The organism is Actinoplanes sp. NPDC020271, assembly GCF_044388125.1.
Lineage (GTDB): Bacteria > Actinomycetota > Actinomycetes > Mycobacteriales > Micromonosporaceae > Actinoplanes.
Map to the genome: position 1 here is coordinate 168130 of NZ_JBIRWQ010000015.1, position 22376 is coordinate 190505.

6 protein-coding genes (1 of these 6 running past the window's edge) are annotated in these 22376 nt (G+C 73.1%); all 6 read right to left on the bottom strand.

Annotated features, from left to right (window positions below):
• Tightly spaced (each overlapping or abutting the next), the 6 genes in view from ACH442_RS29670 to ACH442_RS29695 form a layout consistent with a single transcriptional unit that may run on beyond the window.
• The gene (locus ACH442_RS29670) at positions 1–792 is read right to left on the bottom strand and encodes a siderophore-interacting protein (RefSeq protein ID WP_396341399.1); all 792 of its coding nucleotides are present in this window, start codon (positions 790–792) and stop codon (positions 1–3) included.
• Positions 789–1598, bottom strand: a complete 810-nt coding sequence (locus ACH442_RS29675; RefSeq protein ID WP_396341400.1) for an alpha/beta fold hydrolase — start codon at positions 1596–1598, stop codon at positions 789–791. The genes ACH442_RS29670 and ACH442_RS29675 overlap by 4 nt, the downstream gene beginning before the upstream one ends.
• Positions 1589–3283 carry an ABC transporter ATP-binding protein gene (locus tag ACH442_RS29680; RefSeq protein WP_396341401.1) on the bottom strand — a complete coding sequence of 565 codons (1695 nt, stop codon included), beginning with the start codon at positions 3281–3283 and terminating at the stop codon, positions 1589–1591. The genes ACH442_RS29675 and ACH442_RS29680 overlap by 10 nt, the downstream gene beginning before the upstream one ends.
• Positions 3276–5018 (bottom strand): ABC transporter ATP-binding protein, encoded by a 1743-nt coding sequence (locus ACH442_RS29685; protein WP_396341402.1) that lies wholly within the window; start codon positions 5016–5018, stop codon positions 3276–3278. Before ACH442_RS29685 ends, ACH442_RS29680 begins: the two co-directional genes overlap by 8 nt.
• A complete protein-coding gene (locus ACH442_RS29690; protein ID WP_396341403.1) occupies positions 5015–16762 on the bottom strand; it encodes an amino acid adenylation domain-containing protein in 11748 nt (3915 codons plus the stop codon). The genes ACH442_RS29685 and ACH442_RS29690 overlap by 4 nt, the downstream gene beginning before the upstream one ends.
• Positions 16759–22376 carry the 3' end of an amino acid adenylation domain-containing protein gene (locus ACH442_RS29695; protein ID WP_396341404.1) on the bottom strand. 9064 nt of this gene lie beyond the right edge of the window, so the window shows 5618 of its 14682 coding nt (coding positions 9065–14682); its start codon lies beyond the right edge, outside the window; its stop codon occupies positions 16759–16761. The genes ACH442_RS29690 and ACH442_RS29695 overlap by 4 nt, the downstream gene beginning before the upstream one ends.

Sequence of the window (22376 nt, forward strand, 5' to 3'; positions counted from 1 at the left end):
TCACTCATGGTCGTCCTCGTGGTGGTCCAGGTTCACGACGCCGCGCCTCCAGTAGCCGTCGATCTCCGTCCAGTCCCGGTTCAGGCCTCGGGCCCGCAGGTGGCGGCGGATCGGCTTGAGCCCGGTGGCCTCGCCCGCGATCCACACGTAGCCGTCACCTTCCGGCAGCTCGGCGGAGAGCACCGCCGCCGGCAGGGACAGCCCGCGGTCGCGGTGCAGCCAGGTCACCGGCCGGGCCAGGGGTTGTTCCTCGGCGGCGTCGGCCACCTCGGCGAAGGCGAGCACCGTCGCGTCGGCCGGGAGCTGTTCCAGCCACGCGCCGAGCGCCGGCAGCGCGGTCTCGTCGGCCCCGAGCAGGTACCAGTCGAAGGTCAGCGGCACCACGGTGGAGCCGCGCGGCCCGAGGATGCCGACCTTGTCGCCGGGCTGCGCCTTCGCCGCCCAGGACGCACCCGGGCCGTGCCCGTGCAGCGCGAAGTCGATGTCGAGTTCCCGCTGCTCCGGCCGCAGATAGCGGATGGTGTAGTCGCGGAAGGTCGGCAGCGGCGAGCCGGGCGGCGGCGGTTCCAGACCCTCCTCACCGAGCGTCGGCATCACCGGAAGGCCGGCGCCCGGCTCGGGGAAGAAGACCTTCACGTGGTCGTCCGGCGCGCCGTAGCGGAATCCGTCGAGCTGCTCACCACCGAACGTCACGCGGAGCATGCGCGGGCTGACCGCCTCGGTGCGGATCACCTCGAGCAGCCTGGGGGTCAGGTCGTGCCAGACCAGCTCGACCTCACGGGTGGTGATCATGATTGTCCCTCCGACAGAAATGCGATGAGCTCGGCGTTGACCAGCGACGGTTGTTCCAGGTAGCCGTAGTGACCGGCGTCCGGGATCTCCGCGTAGCGCGCGCCCGGGATGACCGCCGCGACGTCGCGATTGCCGCGAGCCGGCGCGATCAGGTCATCCGCAAAACCAAGAACAAGACAGGGCACAGCGATTTGCGCGTACGCCGTGAAGCGGTCGACGTCCGCGTCGGCGTCGAGCCGGCTGGCCGCGCCGTCCGCCTCCTCCGGCATCGGAAGCCGGAAGATGTCCAGCCAGTCCTGCGCCGCCCGGTCGTCGGCGAGCGTCCGCGGCGACAGGTTCAGCGCCGCTCGCACCGCGCCCAGGTACTCGGCCGGCAGCTTCGTCCCGGCGTCCCGCAACGCGTCCTCGCCCGTGGTCATCGCGCTCAGGAACGCACTGGGCCGCCCGAACGTCGCCATCAGCACCGCCCGGTCGACCAGTTCGGGGCGCCGCAGGCACAGTTCGGCGGCGACCCGCGCGCCCATCGACGAGCCGGCCACCCGGCACGGCCCGAGCCCCAGCCGCTCGATCAGCCCGGCCGCGTCGGCGACCAGGTCGGGCATGGTGACCACCGGCGGTGTGTCCGACGGCGCGATGCCCCGGGTGTCGAACGTGACCACCCGGTATCCGGCCTCGACCAGCACCGGGACCTGGTGCAGGTGCCAGGTGCGGCCGCGGGCGCCGGTGCCGGACAGGAACAGCACGGCCGGTCCGGACCCGCGTTCCGCGTAGTTGAGCCGAACCCCGCCGACGTCGATCAGGGGCATGATTCCTCCGTTGTCACAAGTCCGGCATGCAGGCGGATCACGCGCGGCAGCCGGGCGATGGTGGCCGGGCGGTGGGCGATGACCAGGACCGTGCGCCGCTCGCGGAGCCGGGCCAGGGCCTGCTCGATGCGTTCGGCGGTGGCCGGGTCGAGGTCGGCGGTGGCCTCGTCCAGGATCAGCACCTCGGGGTCGGTCATCGCGGCCCGGATCAGGCCGACGAGCTGGCGTTCCCCGGCCGAGAACCGTTCGCCGCGGCGGCCCAGCTCGGTGTCGAAGCCGTCGGGCAGCGCGCCGATCCAGGTGCTCAGGCCGAGTGCCGCCGCGGCCGCGGCGAAGTCGTCCCGGGTCTTGCCGCCGGGGGTCAGCGCCAGGTTGTCGGCGAGGGTTCCGGCGATCAGATGGACCTGCTGCGGGATGAGCACGAGCCGTTTCCGCAGGTCGGCCACGTCCAGGGACGCCAGGTCGACCCCGCCGAGCCGGACCGTGCCCGAGTCCGGGAGGTAGAGGCCGCACAGCAGCTTGGCGAGGGTGGTCTTGCCCGATCCGGTCTCGCCGGCCAGGCCGACGTGCTCGCCCGGCTCGAAGTGGACGGTGACGCCGTGAAGGACCCGCTCACCCGCGTTGTAGCTGTAGGTGACGGCTTCCGCGACCAGGCCTGCACTATCCGTTTTTTCGGCTTTCTCCGTTATCTCCAGCGGGGTGGTGGCGGTCAGCAGATCCAGCAGTCTCGCAAGACCGACCCTGGTCTCCAGCAGGTCACCGACGACCAGGGTGAGATCGTCGACCGAGCTGAACAGGTCGCGGCCGGCCAGCACGAACGTGACCACCACACCGACCGTCACGTGCCCGTTCGCGGCAAGGATCCCACCGGCGACGAGCAGCGCCGCGCTGGTGATCCCCTGCACGATCCAGGTGCCGTCGATCCAGGTCGCGGCCCCTTGAGCGGCCCGCGCCCGGCGGTAGTAGCCGTCCGCGTCAGCGCGCAGCCGCGACAGCCACGTCCCGGTCGCGCCGTCGATCTGCAGTTGCTCCCGGGCGAGCAGGCTCTCCGAGAACGTCGAGGTCAGCGTGGACCGCGCGGCCGCCTCGGCCGGATACGCGCGTTCGGCGGCCCGTCGCACGATCCGCGCGAGCAGCCACATCGGCGGCGCGAAGACCAGCACGAGCAGCAGGAACAGCTGCCAGGACGAGGTGAGCAGGACGATCGTGGCGAACACGACGTACCCGGCGAGCGAGATCAGGTCCGGCAGCTGGCCGCGGACGAACGTGGCCAGCTCGGCGATCTCCACGGTCGCCCGTTGCAGGAGGTCACCGCCGCGATGCGCCTCCAGGAAGCGCAGTGGCGTCCCGCCGAGCCGCTCGACGACGAGGTCGCGCAGGTCGTGCACGACCCGCTCGCCGGTCCGGGTCAGCAGCAGCTCCGAGCGTCGCAGCAGGACCGTGCGCGCAATGACCAGGACGAACACCATTGCGGCGGACGTCATGAGCCCTTGCCGGTCGTGATCGAGAACCGCGTCGACGGCTCGGCCGACCGCCACCGGGACCAGCGTCAGCGCGAGGGTCGCGAGCAGGTTCACGGCGACTGCCCCGGCCATCGCCGTTCGGTGTCGTCGCAGGTGGGGCCAGGCCCGGCGCAGCACGTGCCGCTGGTCGGGCTCCTCGGTCAGCATCCGTACGTCAGCCATGGACCAGCTCCCCGTCGTGGACGCCCAGGTGGATGACCCGGTCGGCGCGCGCCGCCACCGCCGGGCGCGAGGTGGCGAAGACGACCGTGCATCCGAGTTCGCGGAGGCCGTCGAGGATGCGCTGTTCGGTGCCGGCGTCGACGGCCGAGGTCACGTCGTCGAGCAGGAGCACCCGGCTGCCGCGCAGCAGCCCGCGGGCCAGCGCGAGTCGTTGCGCCTGCCCGCCGGAGACACCCGACCCGCGTTCGCCGAGCTCGGTGGCGAAGCCGTCGGGCAGCGACTCGACGTGGCCGAGGATCGCGGCCCGCCGGCACGCTTCCTCGATCTGCTCGTCGGTGACGTCCGCCCGTCCCAGCCGCAGGTTCCCGGCGATCGTCCCGGACAGCAACAGCGGCCGCTGCCCGACGACCGTGACGGTGTCCCGCAGCTCGTCGAGGTCGAGATCTCGCAGGTCGGTCCCGCCGAGCGTGACCACCCCGGTGTCCGGGTCGGCAAGTCGCCCCAGCAACCGCAGCAGCGTCGACTTCCCGCTGCCCACCGCCCCGGTGACGGCCACGAACTCCCCGTCCGCGATCGTGATCTCCGGCAGCACGAGCGGATCCCGCCCCGCCGGCGCCACGGTCACCCCCTCGGCCGGCTCCGAGGGATGCGTCAACCCGCTCGAAGCGCCCCCGACGACCAGCACCGACCCGCCGGCCGGCGCCGAGGGGTGCGTCCCGCTCGCCGCACCCCGCAGCGCCAGCCGGCAGTCGGCGGGCAACGGCTGGGGTGTGGCGGGCGACGTGAGGGACGAGGTGGCGTCGAGTACCTCGGCGATGCGGCCGGCGGCGGTCCACGCGTCGCCGAACTGGCTGAACCGTAGCGTCAGCATCATCACCTGACGGCCGAGCAGCGCCATCCACCCGGCGAACGCGGTCAGCCCGCCCACCGACAGCCGCCCGTCGAGCACGGCCAGGCCGCCGACCGTGACACCGGCCGCGGTCGCCAGCCACGGGATGAACGGGGCGTGCGCCGACCAGCCGGCGGCGACCCGGGCCAGGGCCAGGGTGCGGTCGCGGACCGTCCGGCTGGCCTCGTGGTGCCGCTCGATCAGCACGGCTTCACCGCCGAGGCCCCGAACCGCCGTACTGGCGGAAAGAAGGTCTTCGACCGCGTCGGCGCGGGCGCCATGAGCGGCGGAGAGCTGCTCGTTGGCGCGCTCGTAGCGGCGCGGGTACCAGAGGTTGACCAGGATCAGCAGCGGCACCGCGCCGAGCCCGATCACGGCGAGGGCCGGGTCCAGCGTCGCGATCAGCACCAGCACCGTGAACAGGCCGATCACACCACTGGCCAGCGACGGCACGGTGGAGAGCCACACCGTGACCTGCTCGGTGTCGCGGGTGCCGCGGACGACCAGGTCACCGGCGCTGAACCGGTGCGCGGTCACCGCGTCCCAGCCGAGCACCCGTTCGGCCAGGCGCTGCAGCAGCGCGTTGCCGGTGCGGACCCCGGCGAGCGTCGACCACCAGCGCATCGCCCACTCGGCGACGGTCAGCCCGGCCGACACGGCGAGCGTCGCCCCGGCCCAGAGCAGCAGCGCCGGCCGGTCGCCGGTGCGGACCGCGTCGACCGCGTGGCCCATCGCCCACGGCAGCGCGAGCAGGCCCGCCTGGTAGCCGAGCCCGCCGATCCACGACGCGATCAGCCCGCCCCGGGAGTGCCGGGCGGACCAGGTCAGCAGCTCACCCCGGGTCACGGCGCCACCTCGGCCAGCGCCGCGACGGTCGGGGTCGACACCAGGTCACGCAGGCGCAGGTCGACGCCGGCCGTGCGGGCCCGGCTGACCAGGCGCATCGCGGCGATGCTGTCCCCGCCCAGGTCGAAGAAGCTGTCCTCGGCGCCGACCACGTCCAGGTCGAGCTCCTCGGCGAACAGGGCGGCGATCCGCTCCTCGGCCGGGCCCCGCGGAGGCCGGCCGGTGACCGCGAACGACGGTTTCGGCAGCGCGGCCCGGTCCAGTTTGCCGTTCACGGTCAGCGGCAGCGCGTCCAGAGTCACCACCGCCGACGGCACCAGGTGGGCGGGCAGCCGCTCGACGGCCCACGCCCTCACCTGCGCCGGATCAAGAGCGGTCACGACGTACGCGACGAGGCGCCCACCGTCCGCGCTCACCACCGCCTGGCCGACCTCGTCGTGCTCACCGAGGACGGTCGCGACCTCGCCCAGTTCGACCCGGTGGCCCCGGATCTTCACCTGGTCGTCGGTGCGCCCGAGGTAGTCGATGCGCCCGTCCGTGGTCCACCGGACCACGTCGCCGGTGCGGTACATGCGTTGCCCCGGCGACCACGGGTCGGCAACGAACCGGGTCGCGGTCAGCGCGGGTTGCCGCAGGTAGCCGTAGGCGACGCCGGCGCCACCGATGTACAGCTCACCGGCGACGCCCGGCGGGACCGGGCGCAGCCGCGCGTCGAGGACGTACAACCCGGTGTTGGCGACCGGGCGCCCGATCAGCGCCCGCGGTACCTCCTTGACCCGCTGCACCACCGCGTCGACGGTGCACTCGGTCGGGCCGTAGAAGTTGTACGACTCGGTGTCCGGCAACGCCGCCATCGCCGCCCACAGCTGGTCAGGAACGGCCTCGCCGCCGACGCCGAGCACCGCGAGCCCGGCCGCGTCGAAGCCCGACGCGACCAGCTGGTCCAGGTGCGAGGGCGCGAGCTCGATCATGTCGATGCCGTTGTCGCGCAGCAGGGCCGCGAGCAGGTCCGGGTCCTTGCGCGATTCGTCGGTGACCAGGTGCAGTTCGCCGCCGCCGAGCAGGGCGAGCAGCGGCTGCCACGACGCGTCGAACGCGAACGACCAGTTGTGGGCGATCCGCAGCGGACGGCCGAGCTTCTCCGCGGCCGGGCCGAGGATGCGCTGGTGGTGGCTGGCGAACAGGTTGACGACGGTCCGATGCGGAACGAGGACGCCCTTGGGCCGCCCGGTCGACCCGGACGTGTAGATCACGTAGGCAGGTTGGTCCGGGATGAGCGCAGGCAAGTCCCCTTTTCGGACATCACCGACGAAGTCCGCTATATTGGCTCCCGGCGTCAGCCCATCGGTCAAGGTCAGCACCGGCTGTGCATCCTCGATCATCGCCGCGATGCGAGCCGGCGGATAATCGGGATCAATCGGCAAATAGGCCGATCCGGTCATCATCGCCGCGAGGATCGCCGGCACGATGTGCTCACCCCGGGGCAGCACGAGAGCCACGATCTGCCCCGCTCCCGCGCCCCTGTCCCGCAGGTGCAGAGCGAGGCTCTCGGCCTCCTCGACCAATTGGGCATACGACCACCGCCGCGCCCCCACCACCAGAGCCGTCGCGTCCGGCGTCCGTTCCGCCCAGCCCCGGACCAGCCCCGGAAGCGTCGCCGGCGCCACCGGCACCGAGCCCGCGTTCCAGTCCACCAGCATCCGCCGCCGCTCGACCGCGGTCAGCGCATCGGCCCGGTCCACCGGCCGCGACGGGTCCGCGGCCACCTCGGCGGCGAGCGCCACGAGACGGTCCAGCAGCAGTCGCGCGGTCGCCTCACCGAAACGCGACGGCTGGTACTCCAAGGCCAGGTGCAGCCCGTCGTCCTCGGCCGCGACCAGCGTCAACGGATAGTGCGTGGCGTCCCGGCTCTCCACCCCGGCGAGCTTCACGCCGGCGGCGCGCTGACTGTCGCCGAGGCGGTCGGCGTCGACCGGGTAGCTCTCGAACACCACCAGGGTGTCGAAGAGCTCACCCAGCCCGGCCAACTGCTGGATCGCGGCCAGGCCCAGGTGCTCGTGCGGCAGCAGCGCGGCCTGCTCCCGCTGCAGACGCGCGAGGAAGTTCCGCCACGTCTCGCCGGGCAGAAGGCGTACGCGAATCGGAAGAGTGTTGATGAAAAGCCCGATCGTCTCCTCGACCCCCGCGAGCTCCGCCGGACGCCCGGCGACAGTCGCGCCGAACACCACGTCGTCGCGCCCGGTCAGCCGCCCCAGAAGGACCGCCCACAGAGCCCTGACCAGCGTGTTCGGGGTGACCCCGAGGTTGCGCGCCAGCTCGGCCGCGGCGGACGGCAGCTCGCCGGTCACCTCGGCCGGTAGCCCGGCACGGCCACCCGGGGCGACCAGCGTCGGCTCGGCCAGCCCGGCGAGCGCGTCACGCCACGCCTCGCGTGCCGCCTCGGCGTCGGCCCGGCCCAGGTAGGCGAGGAAGTCACGGTAGGCGCGGCTCGGCGTCGGCTGACTTCCCGCGTACGCCGTGAAGAGCTCCCGTGCGATCAGCGGACCGGACCACCCGTCGACCAGCAGATGATGCTGGGTGAGCACCAGCCGGAAGGCGGTCTCGCCCAGCCGGAGCAGCAGGAACCGCAGCAGCGGGGGCCGCTCCAGGTCGAACGGCGTCGCCCGCTCCGAGTCGGCCAGCCGCTCGGCCTCGTCCCCGGACACCTCCCGGTAGTCCCAGACCGGCTCGGCCACCGCCGGGATGACCTGCACCGGTGTGCCGGCCGCGGTCGTGGTGAACCCGGCCCGCAGGTTCGGGTGCCGATCCAGCAGCGTGCGAGCGGCGGCGCGGAGCCGGTCCGGGTCGACGTCGCCGTCCAGGTCCAGGCGCTGCTGCACGGTGTAGACGTCGGTGCCGTCGAGCGCGTGCAGATAGAACAGTCCCTCCTGCAGCGGGGTCAGCGGCAGCACGTCCGTCAGGCCCGGACAACGGGCGGCCAGCTCGTCGAGATCGGACTGGTCGACGGTCGCCAGCACGTCCGACGGGGTGAGGCCGCCGTCACCCGGGTTCTCGGCGAGCGCCGTCAGAGCCTGCAGCCAGCGGTCGAGAAGGCCGCGCACGGTCGACTCGGACAGCACCCGTCGCGGGAAGGCGGCGGAGAGGACCAGCTCGCCGGCCTGCACCGAGGCCTCGACGGTCAGGACGTGACGGGCCGGGACGTCATCGCCGGCGTCGCCGCGCAGACCGTCGACGCCGGACTCGCCGATGCGGCCCAAGTAGTTGAAGAGCACCGGGGGCTGGGGCAAGGAGGCCAGGCGCTCGGCGGTGTCCGGGTTGAGGTGGCGGAGCAGGCCGTAGCCGACACCGCCGTCCGGCGCCGCTCGCAGAATCTCCTTGATCCGCTTGAGGTGCCCGCTCGAACTACACAGCCCGCCCGAACTGCACAGCCCACCCGAACTGCACAGCCCACCCACCCTGGGGGAGCTTCCTTCGTCCATTGTCTCAGATTCGGCCTGGTCGTGAGGGGTGCCCTGTGGACAACCATCCGGTGTGGACAACCCGGAACCGGCCGTTTCGGCGGCGTAGAGTCGCACCGGATGGGAGGTGGTGAACCACCCGACGGTGCGGGACAGGTCGGCACCCGGGAGCAGTTGCTCCTCGCGGCCGTGGCCTTCGAGTTCGATCAGCAGATCGGTGCCGGCGGCCGTGGTGAGCGTGGACAGGAGGACATCCTGGACGTTGGCCCGGTAGGCGGCCGGGATCGAGGTGATCAGCGGCGTGGTCCGTGCGGTGTCGAGCCGGACGATCACCTGGTCGAGCGTGCCGAGCGTGTCCACGGACGGGTCGAGAGCTACCTCGCCGAGGTAGCCGGCCGGACCGTCGAGAACTTTCAGCCAGTGATCGAGTTCGACGGTCCGCTCGGTGGCGAGTCGTTGGAGGGCGAGCGCCCAGGTGCGGAACGGTGTGCCGGGCAGCGGTGGTCTCGCTTCGCCCGCGCGCTCCGGGGACTCTCCCTTCGCGGCCGGGCCTGCTTCACCCGCAGCCGCCGGCTCCGCTTCACCCGCGGCCACCAGGTCCGCTTCACCCGCGGCCGCGCGGTCTTCTTCTTCCGCGGCCGCGCGGTTCTCTTCTTCCGCGGCCGCGCGGTTCTCTTCTTCCGCGGCCGCCAGGTCACTGATCAGGATCGGCCAGGACACGGCATCGACAGCGAGGTGATGGATTTCCAGCAGTACGCGGTCGCCGCGAAGCTCGGCGCGCAGCATCCGGCCCGACCACGGGTCCAGATCGGTGGCGCCGATCAGGTCGGCGGCGCTGACCGTGCCCGGCGCGGGAACGTGCAGCCCGTCGCCGGTCCAGCGGGACCGCAACACGTCGTGACGGTCCACCAGGGTCTGCAGCCGGCCCGCGAGGTCGGCGGGCGCCGGCAGCAGCATGGACTGGCTCAGCCTGGGGTCAGCGACGGCCAGGTCCCGCATGATCGGGGTGGCCGGGACGAAACCCCAGCCCTCCGAGGCGTCACGGACCGGCACCACGGTCAGCGGCGTCGCGGCGTCAGCCAGCGCCTCGACCGTCGGATAAGCGAAGACGTCGCGGGCGGTCAGCTGCCAGCCCGCCGCCCGGGCGCGAGCGGTGAGCTGCAAGGCCAGGATGCTGTCGCCGCCGAGAGTGAAGAAGCTGTCCCGGATGCCGGCCCGGGGCAGGCCGAGGACACCGGCGACCAGGTCGGCGAAGAAGTGCTCCGCCGGGGTGCGCGGATCGTCGTCGCCGGCGCGGGCGGCGAAGTCGGGGGCCGGGAGGCGGCGGCGGTCGAGCTTGCCGTTCGGGCTGAGCGGCAGTTCGTCGAGCACGACGAACGCTGCTGGAATGAGATGTTCCGGCAGCGTGGCGGCCAGTGCGGCAGCCAGATCGGGGGCGGGGGCGGGGGCGGGGCCCACCACGTAGCCGACGAGCCGAGTCGCCGGCCCGTCGGAGCGAGCCACCACCGCCGCGGCCGTGATCCCGGGCAAGGCCAGCAGCGCCGCTTCGATCTCCCCCGGCTCCACCCGCAAGCCGCGGATCTTCACCTGGTCATCGGTCCGGCCCGCGTATTCCAGAACACCGTCGGCCCGCAGGCGAGCCAGGTCCCCGGTGCGGTAGAGCCGCCCGCCGTCCGCTCCGAACGGGTCGGCCACGAAACGGGAGGCGGTCAACCCGGGACGGTTCAGGTAGCCGCGAGCCAACTGAACCCCGCCGAGATACAACTCGCCCGTGATCCCGGGTGGCACCGGCCGCATCCAGGGGTCGAGCACGTACACCTGGGTGTTCCAGACCGGCCGCCCGATCGGAACCGTGTTCTCGGCAGCAACCACCGGGTGGTAGGTCACGTCCACGGCCGCTTCCGTCGGGCCGTAGAGGTTGTGCAGTTCCACCCCGGGCAGCACGTCGGGGAACCGCGCCGCCAGGTCCGCCGGCAGCGCCTCCCCGGAGCAGATGACCCGCCGAAGCCCGCCGCGGCCCGTCGACAGAGCACCGGCCACCGCCGGGTCGGCGAGGAAGGCCCGCAGCATCGACGGCACGAAGTGGACCGTCCCGACGTTCTCGGCCATGATCAGCGAAGCCAGGTACGCCGGGTCCCGATGCCCGTCGGGCCGAGCCACGACAAGCGTCGCCCCGGCGATCAACGGCCAGAAGAACTCCCACACCGACACGTCGAACCCGGCCGGCGTCTTCTGCAGCACCCGCTCCCCGGGCTGTAGCTCGTAGGAGTCCTGCATCCACAGCAGCCGGTTGACGATCGCCCGATGCGAGACGACCGCCCCCTTGGGCTTCCCCGTCGACCCGGACGTGTAGATCACGTAGGCCGCGCTGTCCGCCGGCACGTCCACGGCCGCGATCGGCGCGTACCCGTCCGCTTCAGCCGAGGTCAGCAGCACCGCCGCACCGGAGTCCGCCAGCAGGTGGTCGTTGCGCTCCTTCGGGTGCGACGGGTCGATCGGCAGGTATGCCGCCCCCGCCCGCTGCACCGCGTGCAGCGCCACCACCAGCTCGAACGACCGCGGAACGGCGACCGCCACCACGTCCCCGGGCCGCACTCCCCGGTCCACGAGCGCAGCCGCGAGCCGTCCGGCCCGCTCGTCCAGTTCCCCGTAGCTCAACTCGGAGCCTTCGAAGATCACCGCCACCGCGGCCGGATCTCTCTCAACGGCCGCGGTGAACAGCCGCGGCAACGTCGTCTCCGGAACGGGATGACCGGTTTCGGCCACATCCGCGGGAGCCGGCAGCGCCCGCCCCACCGCCCGATCGGGTGCCGCCGCGAGTTCCGCGAGCAGCGCCCCGAACCGGTCAAGGATCTCTTCGGCCGTCGCAGGGTCGAAGACATCTTTCCGGTACGCGAGTCCGAGCCGAAGCCGCTCGTCCGGCGCCACCGCGAGCGTCAGCGGATAGTGCGGCGCGTCGTCCCCGGTCACCCCGGTCATCCGCAGTCCGGCCGCCCCGGTCGACGAGTGCAGCGCGTCCGTGTCGAGCGGGTAGCTCTCGAAGATCGTCAGCGTGTCGAACAGTTCCCCCGTCCCGCTCAGCCGCTGAAGGTCACTGAGCGGCAGATGCTGGTGTTCGAGCAGCGCAGCCTGGTCGGACCGGAGTCGTTCGAGGAGCTGGCCCCAGGTCTGCGCCGGGTCGAGGGTCACCCGCACCGGCAGCGTGTTGATGAAGAACCCGATCATGTCCTCGACCCCGGCCACCTGTGCCGGTCGGCCGCTGACGGTCGTGCCGAAGACGACGTCGGTACGCCCGGTCAGGTGCGTCAGGAGCACCGCCCATCCGGCCTGCACGACGGTGTTGAGCGTGACCTGCCGTTCCCGCGCCAGCGCGGTGAGCCGTTCGGTCACCTCTCGCGGCAGTTCCCGGTCCAGCTTCCCTGGCCGTGCGTCGAGCACCGCCCCGGCGCCCGGCGCCACCAGCGTCGGCTGGTCCAACCCGGTCAGGTGGTCACGCCAGGCGGCGAGCGCGGCGTCCCGGTCGGCGCGCATCAGCCAGCGCAGGTACTCCGGGTACTGCGGCGGCGCGCCCAGCTCCCGCCCGTTGTAGAGGTCGAACAGTTCCCGCACCGCGAGCGGCGTCGACCACCCGTCGAGCAGCGCGTGATGGTTGGTGAAGATCAGCCGGTGCCGCCGCTCCCCGGTCCGGACCAGGGTGAGCCGCAGCAGCGGCGCCCGGGTGAGGTCGAACGGCGTGTGCCGGTCGGCCGCGGCCAGTTCCTCGAAATCACCGTCGCTGACCGACCATGGCAGCTCCGCGTGCGCGGCGACGACCTGCCGGAGCACCCCGCCGGGCCCGGCCGGGAAACTGACGCGCAGCGCCGGGTGCCGGTCGAGCAGTGCCTGCCCGGCGGCTCGGAGGCGCTCCGGATCGAGCGGACCTTCAAGATCGAGAACCTGTTGCACGACGTACGGGTCCACGTCCTCCGCCACCGCGGCGAGGAACACCAGACCTTCCTGCAGCGGCGTCACCGGCCACACGTCGCCGAGACCACCGTCCCGGGCTTCCAGCGCGTCGATCTCGTCCTGCCCGATGCCGGGGAGCAACAGGTCGGACGGCGTGTGCCCACCCGGCGCGGCGACGAGCCGGTCCAGCGCGGCGAACCAGTCACCGGCGAGTTCCCGCACCCCGGCCTCGGTGAACACGCCCTCCGGGTAGGTCAGCGCGACGGTCAGCCGTCCGTCCAGCACGGACGCGTTGATCTCCAGCGCGCGGCTGAGTGGCATGCCGGCGTCGGCCCCACCGCCGAGCCCGTCGACCGCCGTCCAGTCGCCTCGCGCGTCGCCGCCGTCGAAGCGGCCCAGGTAGTTGACGACGATCTGCGGTTCGGGGCGGGCGGCGAGGATCGCGCGGGTCTCCGCGTTGAGGTGTCGTAGCAGTCCGAAGCGGGCGCCGTTCTCCGGCACCGCCCGCAGTTGCTCCTTGACGCGCTTGAGCGCGTCGGCCGGGCGGCCCGGTCCGGGACTCAGTCGCACCGGGTATTCGCTGGTGAACCAGCCGACCGTGCGGGACAGGTCCACGCCCGGGGCGAGGCTCTCCTCGCGGCCGTGGCCCTCCAGCTCGACCAGCAGCGACTCGCGGCCGACGGCCAGGGCGAGGCCGGTGAGCAGCACGTCCGGCACCGACGCGTGGAACGCCGCCGGGACGGCACCGAGCAGCGGCGCGGTCCGTTCCGCGTCCAGGGTGACGGTGACGGTCCGGGCGGTGGCCACGGTGTCGCGCGCCGGGTCGATCGCCCGCGCGCCCAGGAGCGGTTCCGTGCCGTCCAGCACCTCGGTCCAGTAGGCGAGCTGCGCGGTGTCCGCGGCCGCGGCCCGCAGTGCCAGCGACCACTCGCGGAAGGAGGTGCCCACGGCCGGCAGGTCCGGCGTCCGGCCGGCGACCACGTCGGCCCAGGCCGCGGCCAGGTCCGGCAGCAGGATCCGCCACGAGACACCGTCGACCACGCTGTGGTGCACGACGAACTCCACCTCGTCGCCGCGCCACACCACCTGGATCGGCACGCCGTCGCCCGGCCGCAGCCGGGCCGCACCGGTCGTCACCACGTCCGGCGCTCTCACTGCTCCCGGTGGCGGAACCGTCAGCGTGTCGCCGGTCCAGCGGGCGCGCAGCAGGTCGTGCCGGTCGAGCAACGCCTGCACCACCGCGTGCAGCCGTTCCGGGGTCAGCCCGGCCGGCGCGCGCAGCACCATGCTCTGGTGGAGGTTTTCCGCCGGTCCCGCGTCGCGCAGCCAGCTCAGCGCCGGGGTCAGGGGCACGTCACCGAGGTTGGCGCCGGTCACCACGGGCCGGGACTCGGCGGCGGGCACGGTCACGGCGGCCAGGGCGGCGACGGTCCGCAGTTCGAAGATCTGCCGCGGCGTGATCCGCAGCCCAGCGGCCCGGGCCCGCGCGACCAGCTGCAACGACACGATGCTGTCGCCGCCTAGGGTGAAGAAACTGTCGTCGACGCCGACCGCCGGCAGCCCCAGCAGTTCGGCGAAGAGCCCGGCCAGGGTTTCCTCGGCCGGTGTCCGGGGTGCGGCGTCACCGGTCAGCGCCCCGAAGTCCGGGGCCGGCAGGGCGCGCCGGTCGAGCTTGCCGGCCACCGTGACCGGCAGCCGCTCCATCGTGACCACGGCCGCGGGGACGAGGTGATCGGGGAGGCGCTCGGCGGCCCACTCGCGAAGATCAAGAACATTGCCGACGACGTACGCCACCAGCCGCCCGTCCGTCGCCACCACCGCGGCCTGCCGCACGTCCGGGTGCTCCGAGAGTGCCGCCGCCACCTCGCCCGGCTCGACCCGGAACCCGCGGATCTTCGCCTGGTCGTCGGCGCGTCCCACGAACTCGAGCGCCCCCGCGGCCGTCCAGCGCGCGACGTCGCCGGTGCGGTACATCCGCTCGCCGGGCTGGAACGGGTCGGCCACGAACCGGCCGGCGGTGAGTCCGGGCCGGTTCCGGTAACCGCGGCCGAGCTGCGCGCCGGACAGGTACAACTCCCCCGCCACACCGTCCGCGACCGGCCGCAGCCAGCTGTCCAGGACGTACGCCCGGGTGTTGCCGATCGGCCGCCCGATCAGGGGTTCCGTGCTGTCGGCGACCCACGCCATCAGGGTGTCGACGGTGCACTCGGTCGGGCCGTAGAGGTTGACGCCGATGGTCGCCGGAGCCGCACGCAGCGCCGTCCACAGCGCCGGCCCGGCCGCCTCCCCACCGAGCATGACCAGGGCGGGACCGTCTTCGCCGAGGAGTCCGGCGTGGACGAGTTCCTGGCCGAGCGACGGCGTGACGTCGACGGCGCCGATGCGGTGCTCGCGCACGTAGGCGACGAACAGGTCCGCGTCCCGGCGGGTCTCGTCGTCGAGCAGGTGCAGTTCGTGGCCGGCGATCAGCCAGAGAATCCCTTCCCAGGACGTGTCGAAGACAAGCGCCGCCGACAGCGCGACCCGGGTCCGTCCGCCGGCGATGATCAGGTGCTCGCGGTGGTGCCGGTAGAAGTTGAGCAGGCTGGCGTGTTCGACCACGACACCCTTGGGCCGGCCGGTCGAACCCGAGGTGTAGATCAGATACGCACCGCTGCGCGGGTCGACCACGGGAAGCTGCGCCTCGGCGGTCTCGCCCAGCAACTCCGGCGTCACGATCACCACCGGGGACGCGTCAGCCAGCAGATACTCGATCCGCTCGGCCGGATGATCCACATCGATCGGCAGGTAGATCGCCCCGGCCCGCAGCACGGCCAGCCACGCCACGATCGCATCCTCGGTCCGCGGCAACAGGACGGCGACCACCTTCTCCGGCCCCGCACCACGAGCCACCAGCACCCGCGCGAGACGATCCACGCGCACGGCCAGATCCCCGTACGTCAAAGAACTCGACCTGAAACGGACAGCAACCGCGCCCGGGGCCCGCCGGACAACAGCCTCGAACTCGTCCAGAACAGTGCCCGGCGAGACCTCCGAGACGGGACCGGGATCCCGCAGGGATCCGGCCGGCGGCAGCGCGGCGAGCCGGCCGCCCGGATCGGCGGTGAACGCGGAGATCAGCAGTTCCAGGCGATCCAGCAGGCGTGTCGCCTCGGCGCGGGAGACCACGTCGGCGCGGAACTCGGCGCCGAGCGTGAGGGTCTCGCCGGGGATCGCGGTGAGCGTGAGCGGGTAGTGCGTCGCGTCGCGCCCGGTCACCTCGGCGAGGCGGAGCCCGGCCGCGTCCTCGAGAACGCGCAGGCCGTCGGCGTCGAGCGGGTAGCTCTCGAAGACCAGCAGGGTGTCGAAGAGCGGTCCGATGCCGCCGAGCCGCTGGATGGTGGCGAGGCCCACGTGCTGGTGGTCGAGGAGCGCGGCCTGTTCGGCCTGGAGCCGGCTCAGGTACCCGGTCCAGGTGTCGCCCGGCCGTGGTCGAACCCGGACAGGCACGGTGTTGATGAAGAGACCGATCATGTCCTCGGCGCCGGGCAGGGTGGCCGGGCGGCCGGAGACGGTGCTGCCGAAGACGATGTCGTCGCGCCCGGTCAGTTCGGCCAGCACAAGGGCCCATGCGCCTTGCACGACGGTGTTCAGCGTCAACCCGCGAGCGCGGGCGATCTCGGTCAGCCGCGCGGCGTCGACGACGTGCTCGATCGCTTCCGGCACGGCCGCGGCGGTCGCGCCGTGGCCGAGCAGGGTCGGTTCCTCGATCCCGGCGAGCGCGTCGCGCCACGCGTTCTCGCCGGCTCCCCGGTCCTGCTCGGCCACCCAGGCCAGATAGTCCTTGTACGGGCGGACCGCCGGAACCGGGCGTCCGGAGTAGGAGAGCAGCAGGTCACGCACGAGCAGCGGCGCCGACCAGCCGTCCAGCAGGATGTGGTGGCTGGTCAGCACGAGCCGGTGGCGGCGCGCGCCGAGCCGGATCAGGTGCCAGCGCAGCAGCGGCGGACGCGCCAGGTCGAACGGCTCGGCCCGCGCCTGTTCCGCGACGGCGTCCGCGTCCCCGGGCCGGCCGGTCAGATCGATGTCGGTCCAGTCGACCGGCACGGCGGCCGGGATCAGCTGGACCGGCTGGCCGGCCTTGCGCGGCCGGAACGCGGCTCGCAGGTTGGCGTGCCGGTCGAGCAGCGCCTGCGCGGCGGCCCGCAGCCGGCGCGCGTCGAGATCGCCGTCGAGGGTCAGTACCTGCTGGACCACGTAGACGTCGGGGTTGTCGTTCCCGGCGTACGCGGACAGGAAGTAGAGACCCTCCTGTAGCGGCGACAGGGGCAGGATGTCCTGCAACCCGCGGGGCGTCGTCACTGGAGTCTCCATTCGTCCTCGAACTCGTCGATCTCGTCCTGACTGAGTTCCACCAGCAGGTCGGAGGGGGTGTGGCCGCCACCGCCGGTGGCGGCGTCACGCAGTCGTCCCAGGGCGCCGGACCAGTGGCGGCCCAGCTCGGCGACGTCGGCCTCGGTGAGGACGCCGGCCACATAGGAGAGCCGGATGTCCAGCTCGGGGCCGGTCGGGAGGTCGGCCGTCGCCGCGTTGATCTCCAGCGCGTGCGCGACCGGGAACGCCGGGTCGAGGCCGTCACCGAGGGTGTCGTTCTCCTCGGCGGCGACCCATTCGCCGTCGTCGGAGGCGGTCAACCGGCCCAGGTAGTTGAAAAGAATCTCCGGCTGCGGCGCGGAAGCGAGGCGGGACGCGGTGCCCGGGTTCAGGTACCGCAGCATTCCGTAGCCGGCGCCGGCGTCCGGGATCGCCCGTACCTGCTCCTTGACCAGCTTCAACGCCGTCGCCGGGTCGTCGCCGCCGGGGTCGATCCGGACCGGGAACTCGGTGGTGAACCAGCCGACGGTCCGGGTCAGGTCGCTGCCCGGCACCAGGTGCTCCTCGCGGCCGTGCCCTTCCAGGCGCAGCAGCAGGCCGTGCGCGGCGACGGACGGGCGCCAGGCGCGGACGGCCAGGGCCAGACCGGTGAGCAGCACGTCCTGGACCCCCGCGTGGAACGCGTCCGGAACCGTGGTCAGCAGTGGCGTGGTCTGCTCGGCGGTCAGCCGCACCGTGTGGTGGCGCTGGTCGGCGACGGTTCCGCCGCCGCCGAGCGAGGCCGTCGGCGCGGCCAGGATCGACTCCCACAGCGGTAGCTCGGCGGCCCGGGCGCGCGCGGCGGCGGTCAGGCCGCGAGCCCAGGTGCGCAGCGACGTGCCGGCCGGGGGCAGCTCACCGCCCTGCCACGCGGCGGCCAGGTCGCCGGCGATGATCCGCCACGAGACGCCGTCGACCGCGAGGTGATGGCCGGTCAGCAGCAGGCGGCCGGGGAGGAGCACCGCCTGGAGCATGCGGCCCTCGGCCGGGGCCAGACGGCGTACCGCGGCCCGGTGTTCCTCGTCGAGAGGCCGGTCACCGGCCCGGACGAGCGTGGCGGCGTCGACCGCCCCGGGCGGCGGAACGATCAGTCCGTCCGCGGTCCAGCGCGCCCGCAGCGCGTCGTGGCGGTCGAGGACCGCCTGCAGGATCGGGACCAGACGGTCCCGGTCGAGAGCCGCCGGGACGCGCAGGACGACCGACTGGGCGAACGTGTCGATCGGGGCGTTCTGGTCGCGCAGCCACGCCTGGATCGGGGTGATCGGCACCGCGCCGAGACCGGCGCCGGCCGGTTCCGCCGGCGGGCCGCCGGCCGGCGTGACGACCACGGCCAGGGCCGCGACGGTCTGGTTCTCGAACACCTGGCGGGCGCTGAGCTCCAGACCGGCGGCGCGCGCCCGGGACACCAGTTGCAGCGCGACGATGCTGTCCCCGCCCAGGGCGAAGAAACCCTCGTCGATCCCGACCTCGTCCAGCCCCAGGACCTCGGCGAACAGGGTCGCCAGCATCTCCTGCGGTACGGTCGCGGGTCGCTCGGTGGCACGCTCGACGACCGGTTCCGGCAGGGCGTCGCGGTCGACCTTGCCGGCCGCGTTGAGCGGGAGCGCGTCCAGCATCACGATCACGGCCGGGACCAGGTGGTCCGGAAGCCGGTGGGCGAGCCAGGCCCGTACCTCGGCGGGGTCGGCCGTGCCCTCGGCGTAACCGACGAGGTGACCGTCGCGCGCCACGACGTACGCGTGGCGGAGGTCCGGGTGCTCGGCGAGCGCGGCGGCGACCTCGCCCGGCTCGATCCGGAAACCACGGATCTTCACCTGGTCATCGGCGCGACCGAGGAAGGCCAACTGCCCGTCGGGGGTACGGCGGACCAGGTCACCCGTGCGGTACATGCGCTCGCCGGTGGCGAACGGGTCGGCGACGAAGCGTTCGGCGGTCAGCGCGGCTCGGCCCAGGTAGCCACGGGCCAGACCGGAACCGGACAGGTACAGCTCGCCGGGGACACCGGGCGGGACCGGGCGCAGGGCGCTGTCCAGCACGTAGGCCCGCTTGTTGCGGTCGGGACGGCCGATCAGGACCGGACCGCCGGCGACGCACTCCCCGTAGGTGGAGTTGACCGTGGCCTCGGTCGGGCCGTACGCGTTGAGCAGCCGGTGCGTGGCGGTCCAGCGGGCGAGAAGTTCCGGCGACAGCCGGTCGGCGCCGGAAATCACCGTCACGCCGGGTGGGAAGGCGCCGGCGGGCACCGCGCCGAGGGCGGCCGGGGGCAGCGCGAAGTGGGTGATCCGTCGCTCGTGGACGAACCGGGCGAAGTCCTCGCCCAGCCGCGACTCCTCCGGGGTGATCACCAGCGTGGCGCCGCGCAGCAGGCTCACGGCCAGCTCGGCGACGGTGACGTCGAAGCTCGGCGACGCGAACTGGGCGATCCGGTGGCCGGGCTCGACCCGCCAGACCTCGCCGAACGTGTCGGACAGGTCGGCGAGGCCGGCGTGCGGAACGACAACACCCTTGGGCCGCCCGGTCGACCCGGACGTGTAGATCACGTAGGCCGCGTGCTCCACCCGCAGTGCCGCGGTCCGGTCCGCGTCGGTGATGGCGGTGTCGTCCTCACCGATGCCGTCAGCCGGGTCGAGCACCGTGGCACCGTCCGGCAGATTCGTGGCTCCGCGCGCGGCGACGATCAGGACCGGGTCGGCGTCGGCGATGAGGCCGGCGATTCTTTCCGCCGGGTAGGACGGGTCGACCGGAAGGTAGGCACCGCCGGCTTTGGCCACCGCCAGCTCGGTGACGAAGAGCTCGGCCGAGCGGGGCAGCAGCACCATGACGATGCGGTCCGGGCCGGCTCCGGCGCGGATCAGCCGGCGGGCGAGCTGGTTGGTCCGCCGGTCCAGCTCCGCGTAGCTGAGAAGAGCCTCTCCGTCCTCGAGGGCCGGTGCCGCCGGATCGGCCTGGACCGCGGCGGCGAAAAGGTCCGCCATCGTCCGCGGCACCGTCGGCACCCGCGTGCCCTGCCAGTCCCTCTCCGACGCGTCCCGTTCGGCGGCGGAAAGCACCTTCAGCGAGGAAAGGCGCTGTTCCGGCCGCTCGACCGCCGACGCCAGCAGCCGAACGAACCGCGCGGCGAACGTCTCCGCCGTCGCCCGGTCGAACAGGTCGGCGCTGTACTCGACGACGCCGCGCATCCCGCTGACGCCGTCCTCCTCGGTGACGACCACCCCGAGGTCGAACTGCGCGACCCCGGTGTCGATCGGCACCGGCGAGGTGGTCAGCCCCGGCAGTCCGGGCGTCTCCGCGGGCACGTGCTGGACCGCGACCATGACCTGGAACAGCGGGTTCCGGGCCAGGGACCGCTCCGGGTTGACCGCCTCCACCACCTTCTCGAACGGCACGTCGGCGTTCCCGAACGCGGCCAGGTCCACGCTCCGCAACCGGGCCACCAGGTCCGCGAAGGACGGATCGCCACCGAGGTCGGCGCGCAGCACCAGCGTGTTCACGAAGAACCCGGCGAGCGCGTCGAGCCGCTGGTCCCCACGCCCGGCGACCGGACTGCCGAGCGGGATGTCAGTGCCCGCGCCGAGGCGTCCGAGCAGCGCCGACAGCGCCGCCTGGACCACCATGAACGCGGTGCTCCCGGTGCGGCGGGCCAGTTCACGGATCCGCTCGTGGGTGCGGCCGTCGATGCTGAACGGCACGATGCCGCCGCGGTGACCGGGCACCGCGGGGCGCGGCCGGTCGGTGGGCAGCACCAGTTCGGCCGGGATCCCGGCGAGCGCGTCGCGCCAGAACGCGAGTTGTCCGTCCTGCACCCGGTCGAGCAGGTCGCGCTGCCAGATCGCGTAGTCGGCGTACTGAACGGGCAGCGGCGACCAGTCCGGCGCGTGACCGTCCACCCGGGCGGCGTAGGCGGCACCGAGGTCGGCGATCAGCCGTCCCTCGGACCACTCGTCGGTGACGATGTGGTGCACCAGGAGCAGCAGCACGTGCCGGTCCGGCCCGTCGCTGAACAGATACGGACGCAGCAGCAGTTCGCCGGCCAGGTCGAAGCCGTAGCGGGCGGCCTCGGCCAGCGCCTCGTCGCTGTACTCCCCGAATCGCCAGGTCACCTCGGGCCGGTCGAGGATCCGCTGCTCGGGCCGGCCGTCGACGGCCGGGAACACGGTGCGCAGGCTCTCGTGCCGGTCGAGCACGTCGTCCAGCGCGAGCCGCAGCGCGTCCCGGTCCAGCGGCCCGTCCAGCCGCAGCGCGAACGCCACGTTGTAGGTGGGACCGGGCCCGTTGAGCTGGTGGTGCAGCCACAACCGGTGCTGGGTGGGTGCGAGCGGCAGCGGGTCGGGCCGCTCGGCGACGGTCAGTTCGGGCAGGTCCGCGCCGGCACCGGGACGGTCGAGATACGCGGCGAGGGCGGCCGGCGTCGGCTGATCGAAAACGGCCCGGATCGGGAGCGTGTTGCCGAAGACGGCGCGGACCCGGGCGGCGAGCGCCGTGGCGGTCAGCGAATGCCCGCCGAGCGCGAAGAAATTGTCCGCCGCGCCGACCGCGGGCAACGACAGCACGTCGGCGAACAGCCCGCAGAGGATCTCCTCCGTGGCGGTGCGCGGCGCCGCCCCGCCGGTGATCCCGGTGAAGTCCGGCTCGGGCAGCGCACGCCGGTCCAGCTTGCCGGCGACGGTCAGTGGCAGGGCGCCGAGCTCGACCACGACCGCGGGGACGAGATGGTCGGGAAGGCGCTCGGCGGCCCACTCCCGAAGACCGGGAACCTCTCCGACGACGTACGCGACCAGGTGCCCGCCGTGGGCGACGACGGCAGCCTGCCGGACCGCGGGGTGTTCGCGCAACGCGGCGGCGACCTCGCCCGGCTCCACCCGGAATCCACGGATCTTCACCTGGTCGTCGGCGCGCCCGACGAACTGCAGCGTGCCGTCCCCGGTCCAGCGGGCGACGTCGCCGGTGCGGTACATCCGCTCGCCGGGCTGGAACGGGTCGGCCACGAACCGGCCGGCGGTGAGTCCGGGCCGGTTCAGGTAGCCGCGGCCGAGCTGCGCGCCGGACAGGTACAACTCCCCCGCCACACCGGGCAGCACCGGGCGCAGCCAGCTGTCCAGGACGTACGCCCGGGTGTTGGCGATCGGCCGCCCGATCAGGGGTTCCGTGCTGTCGGCGACCCACGCCATCAGGGTGTCGACGGTGCACTCGGTCGGGCCGTACAGGTTGACGCCGGTCACGCCGTCCGCGTCGCGCAGCGCCTGCCAGATGCGGGGGTCGGCCGCCTCACCGCCGAGCGCGACCATCGCCGGGCGGTGCTCCCCCTCGAGCAGCCCGGCGTCGGCGAGCGGGCCGGCCAGGGACGGGGTGACGTCGAGGAAGTCGATCCGGTGGCGGCGGACGTAGTCGACGAAGAGCGCCGGGTCGCGGCGGGTCTCGTCGTCGAGCAGGTGCAGTTCGTGGCCGGCGATCAGCCAGAGAATCCCTTCCCAGGACGTGTCGAAGACAAGCGCCGCCGACAGCGCGACCCGGGTCCGTCCGCCGGCGATGATCAGGTGCTCGCGGTGGTGCCGGTAGAAGTTGA

What these genes read in the sequence shown, in the direction of transcription:
- ACH442_RS29670 (WP_396341399.1), bottom strand. Translation starts at nt 792, where the DNA reads ATGATCACCACCCGTGAGGTCGAGCTGGTCTGGCACGACCTGACCCCC.
- ACH442_RS29680 (WP_396341401.1), bottom strand. Translation starts at nt 3,283, where the DNA reads ATGGCTGACGTACGGATGCTGACCGAGGAGCCCGACCAGCGGCACGTG.
- ACH442_RS29675 (WP_396341400.1), bottom strand. Translation starts at nt 1,598, where the DNA reads ATGCCCCTGATCGACGTCGGCGGGGTTCGGCTCAACTACGCGGAACGC.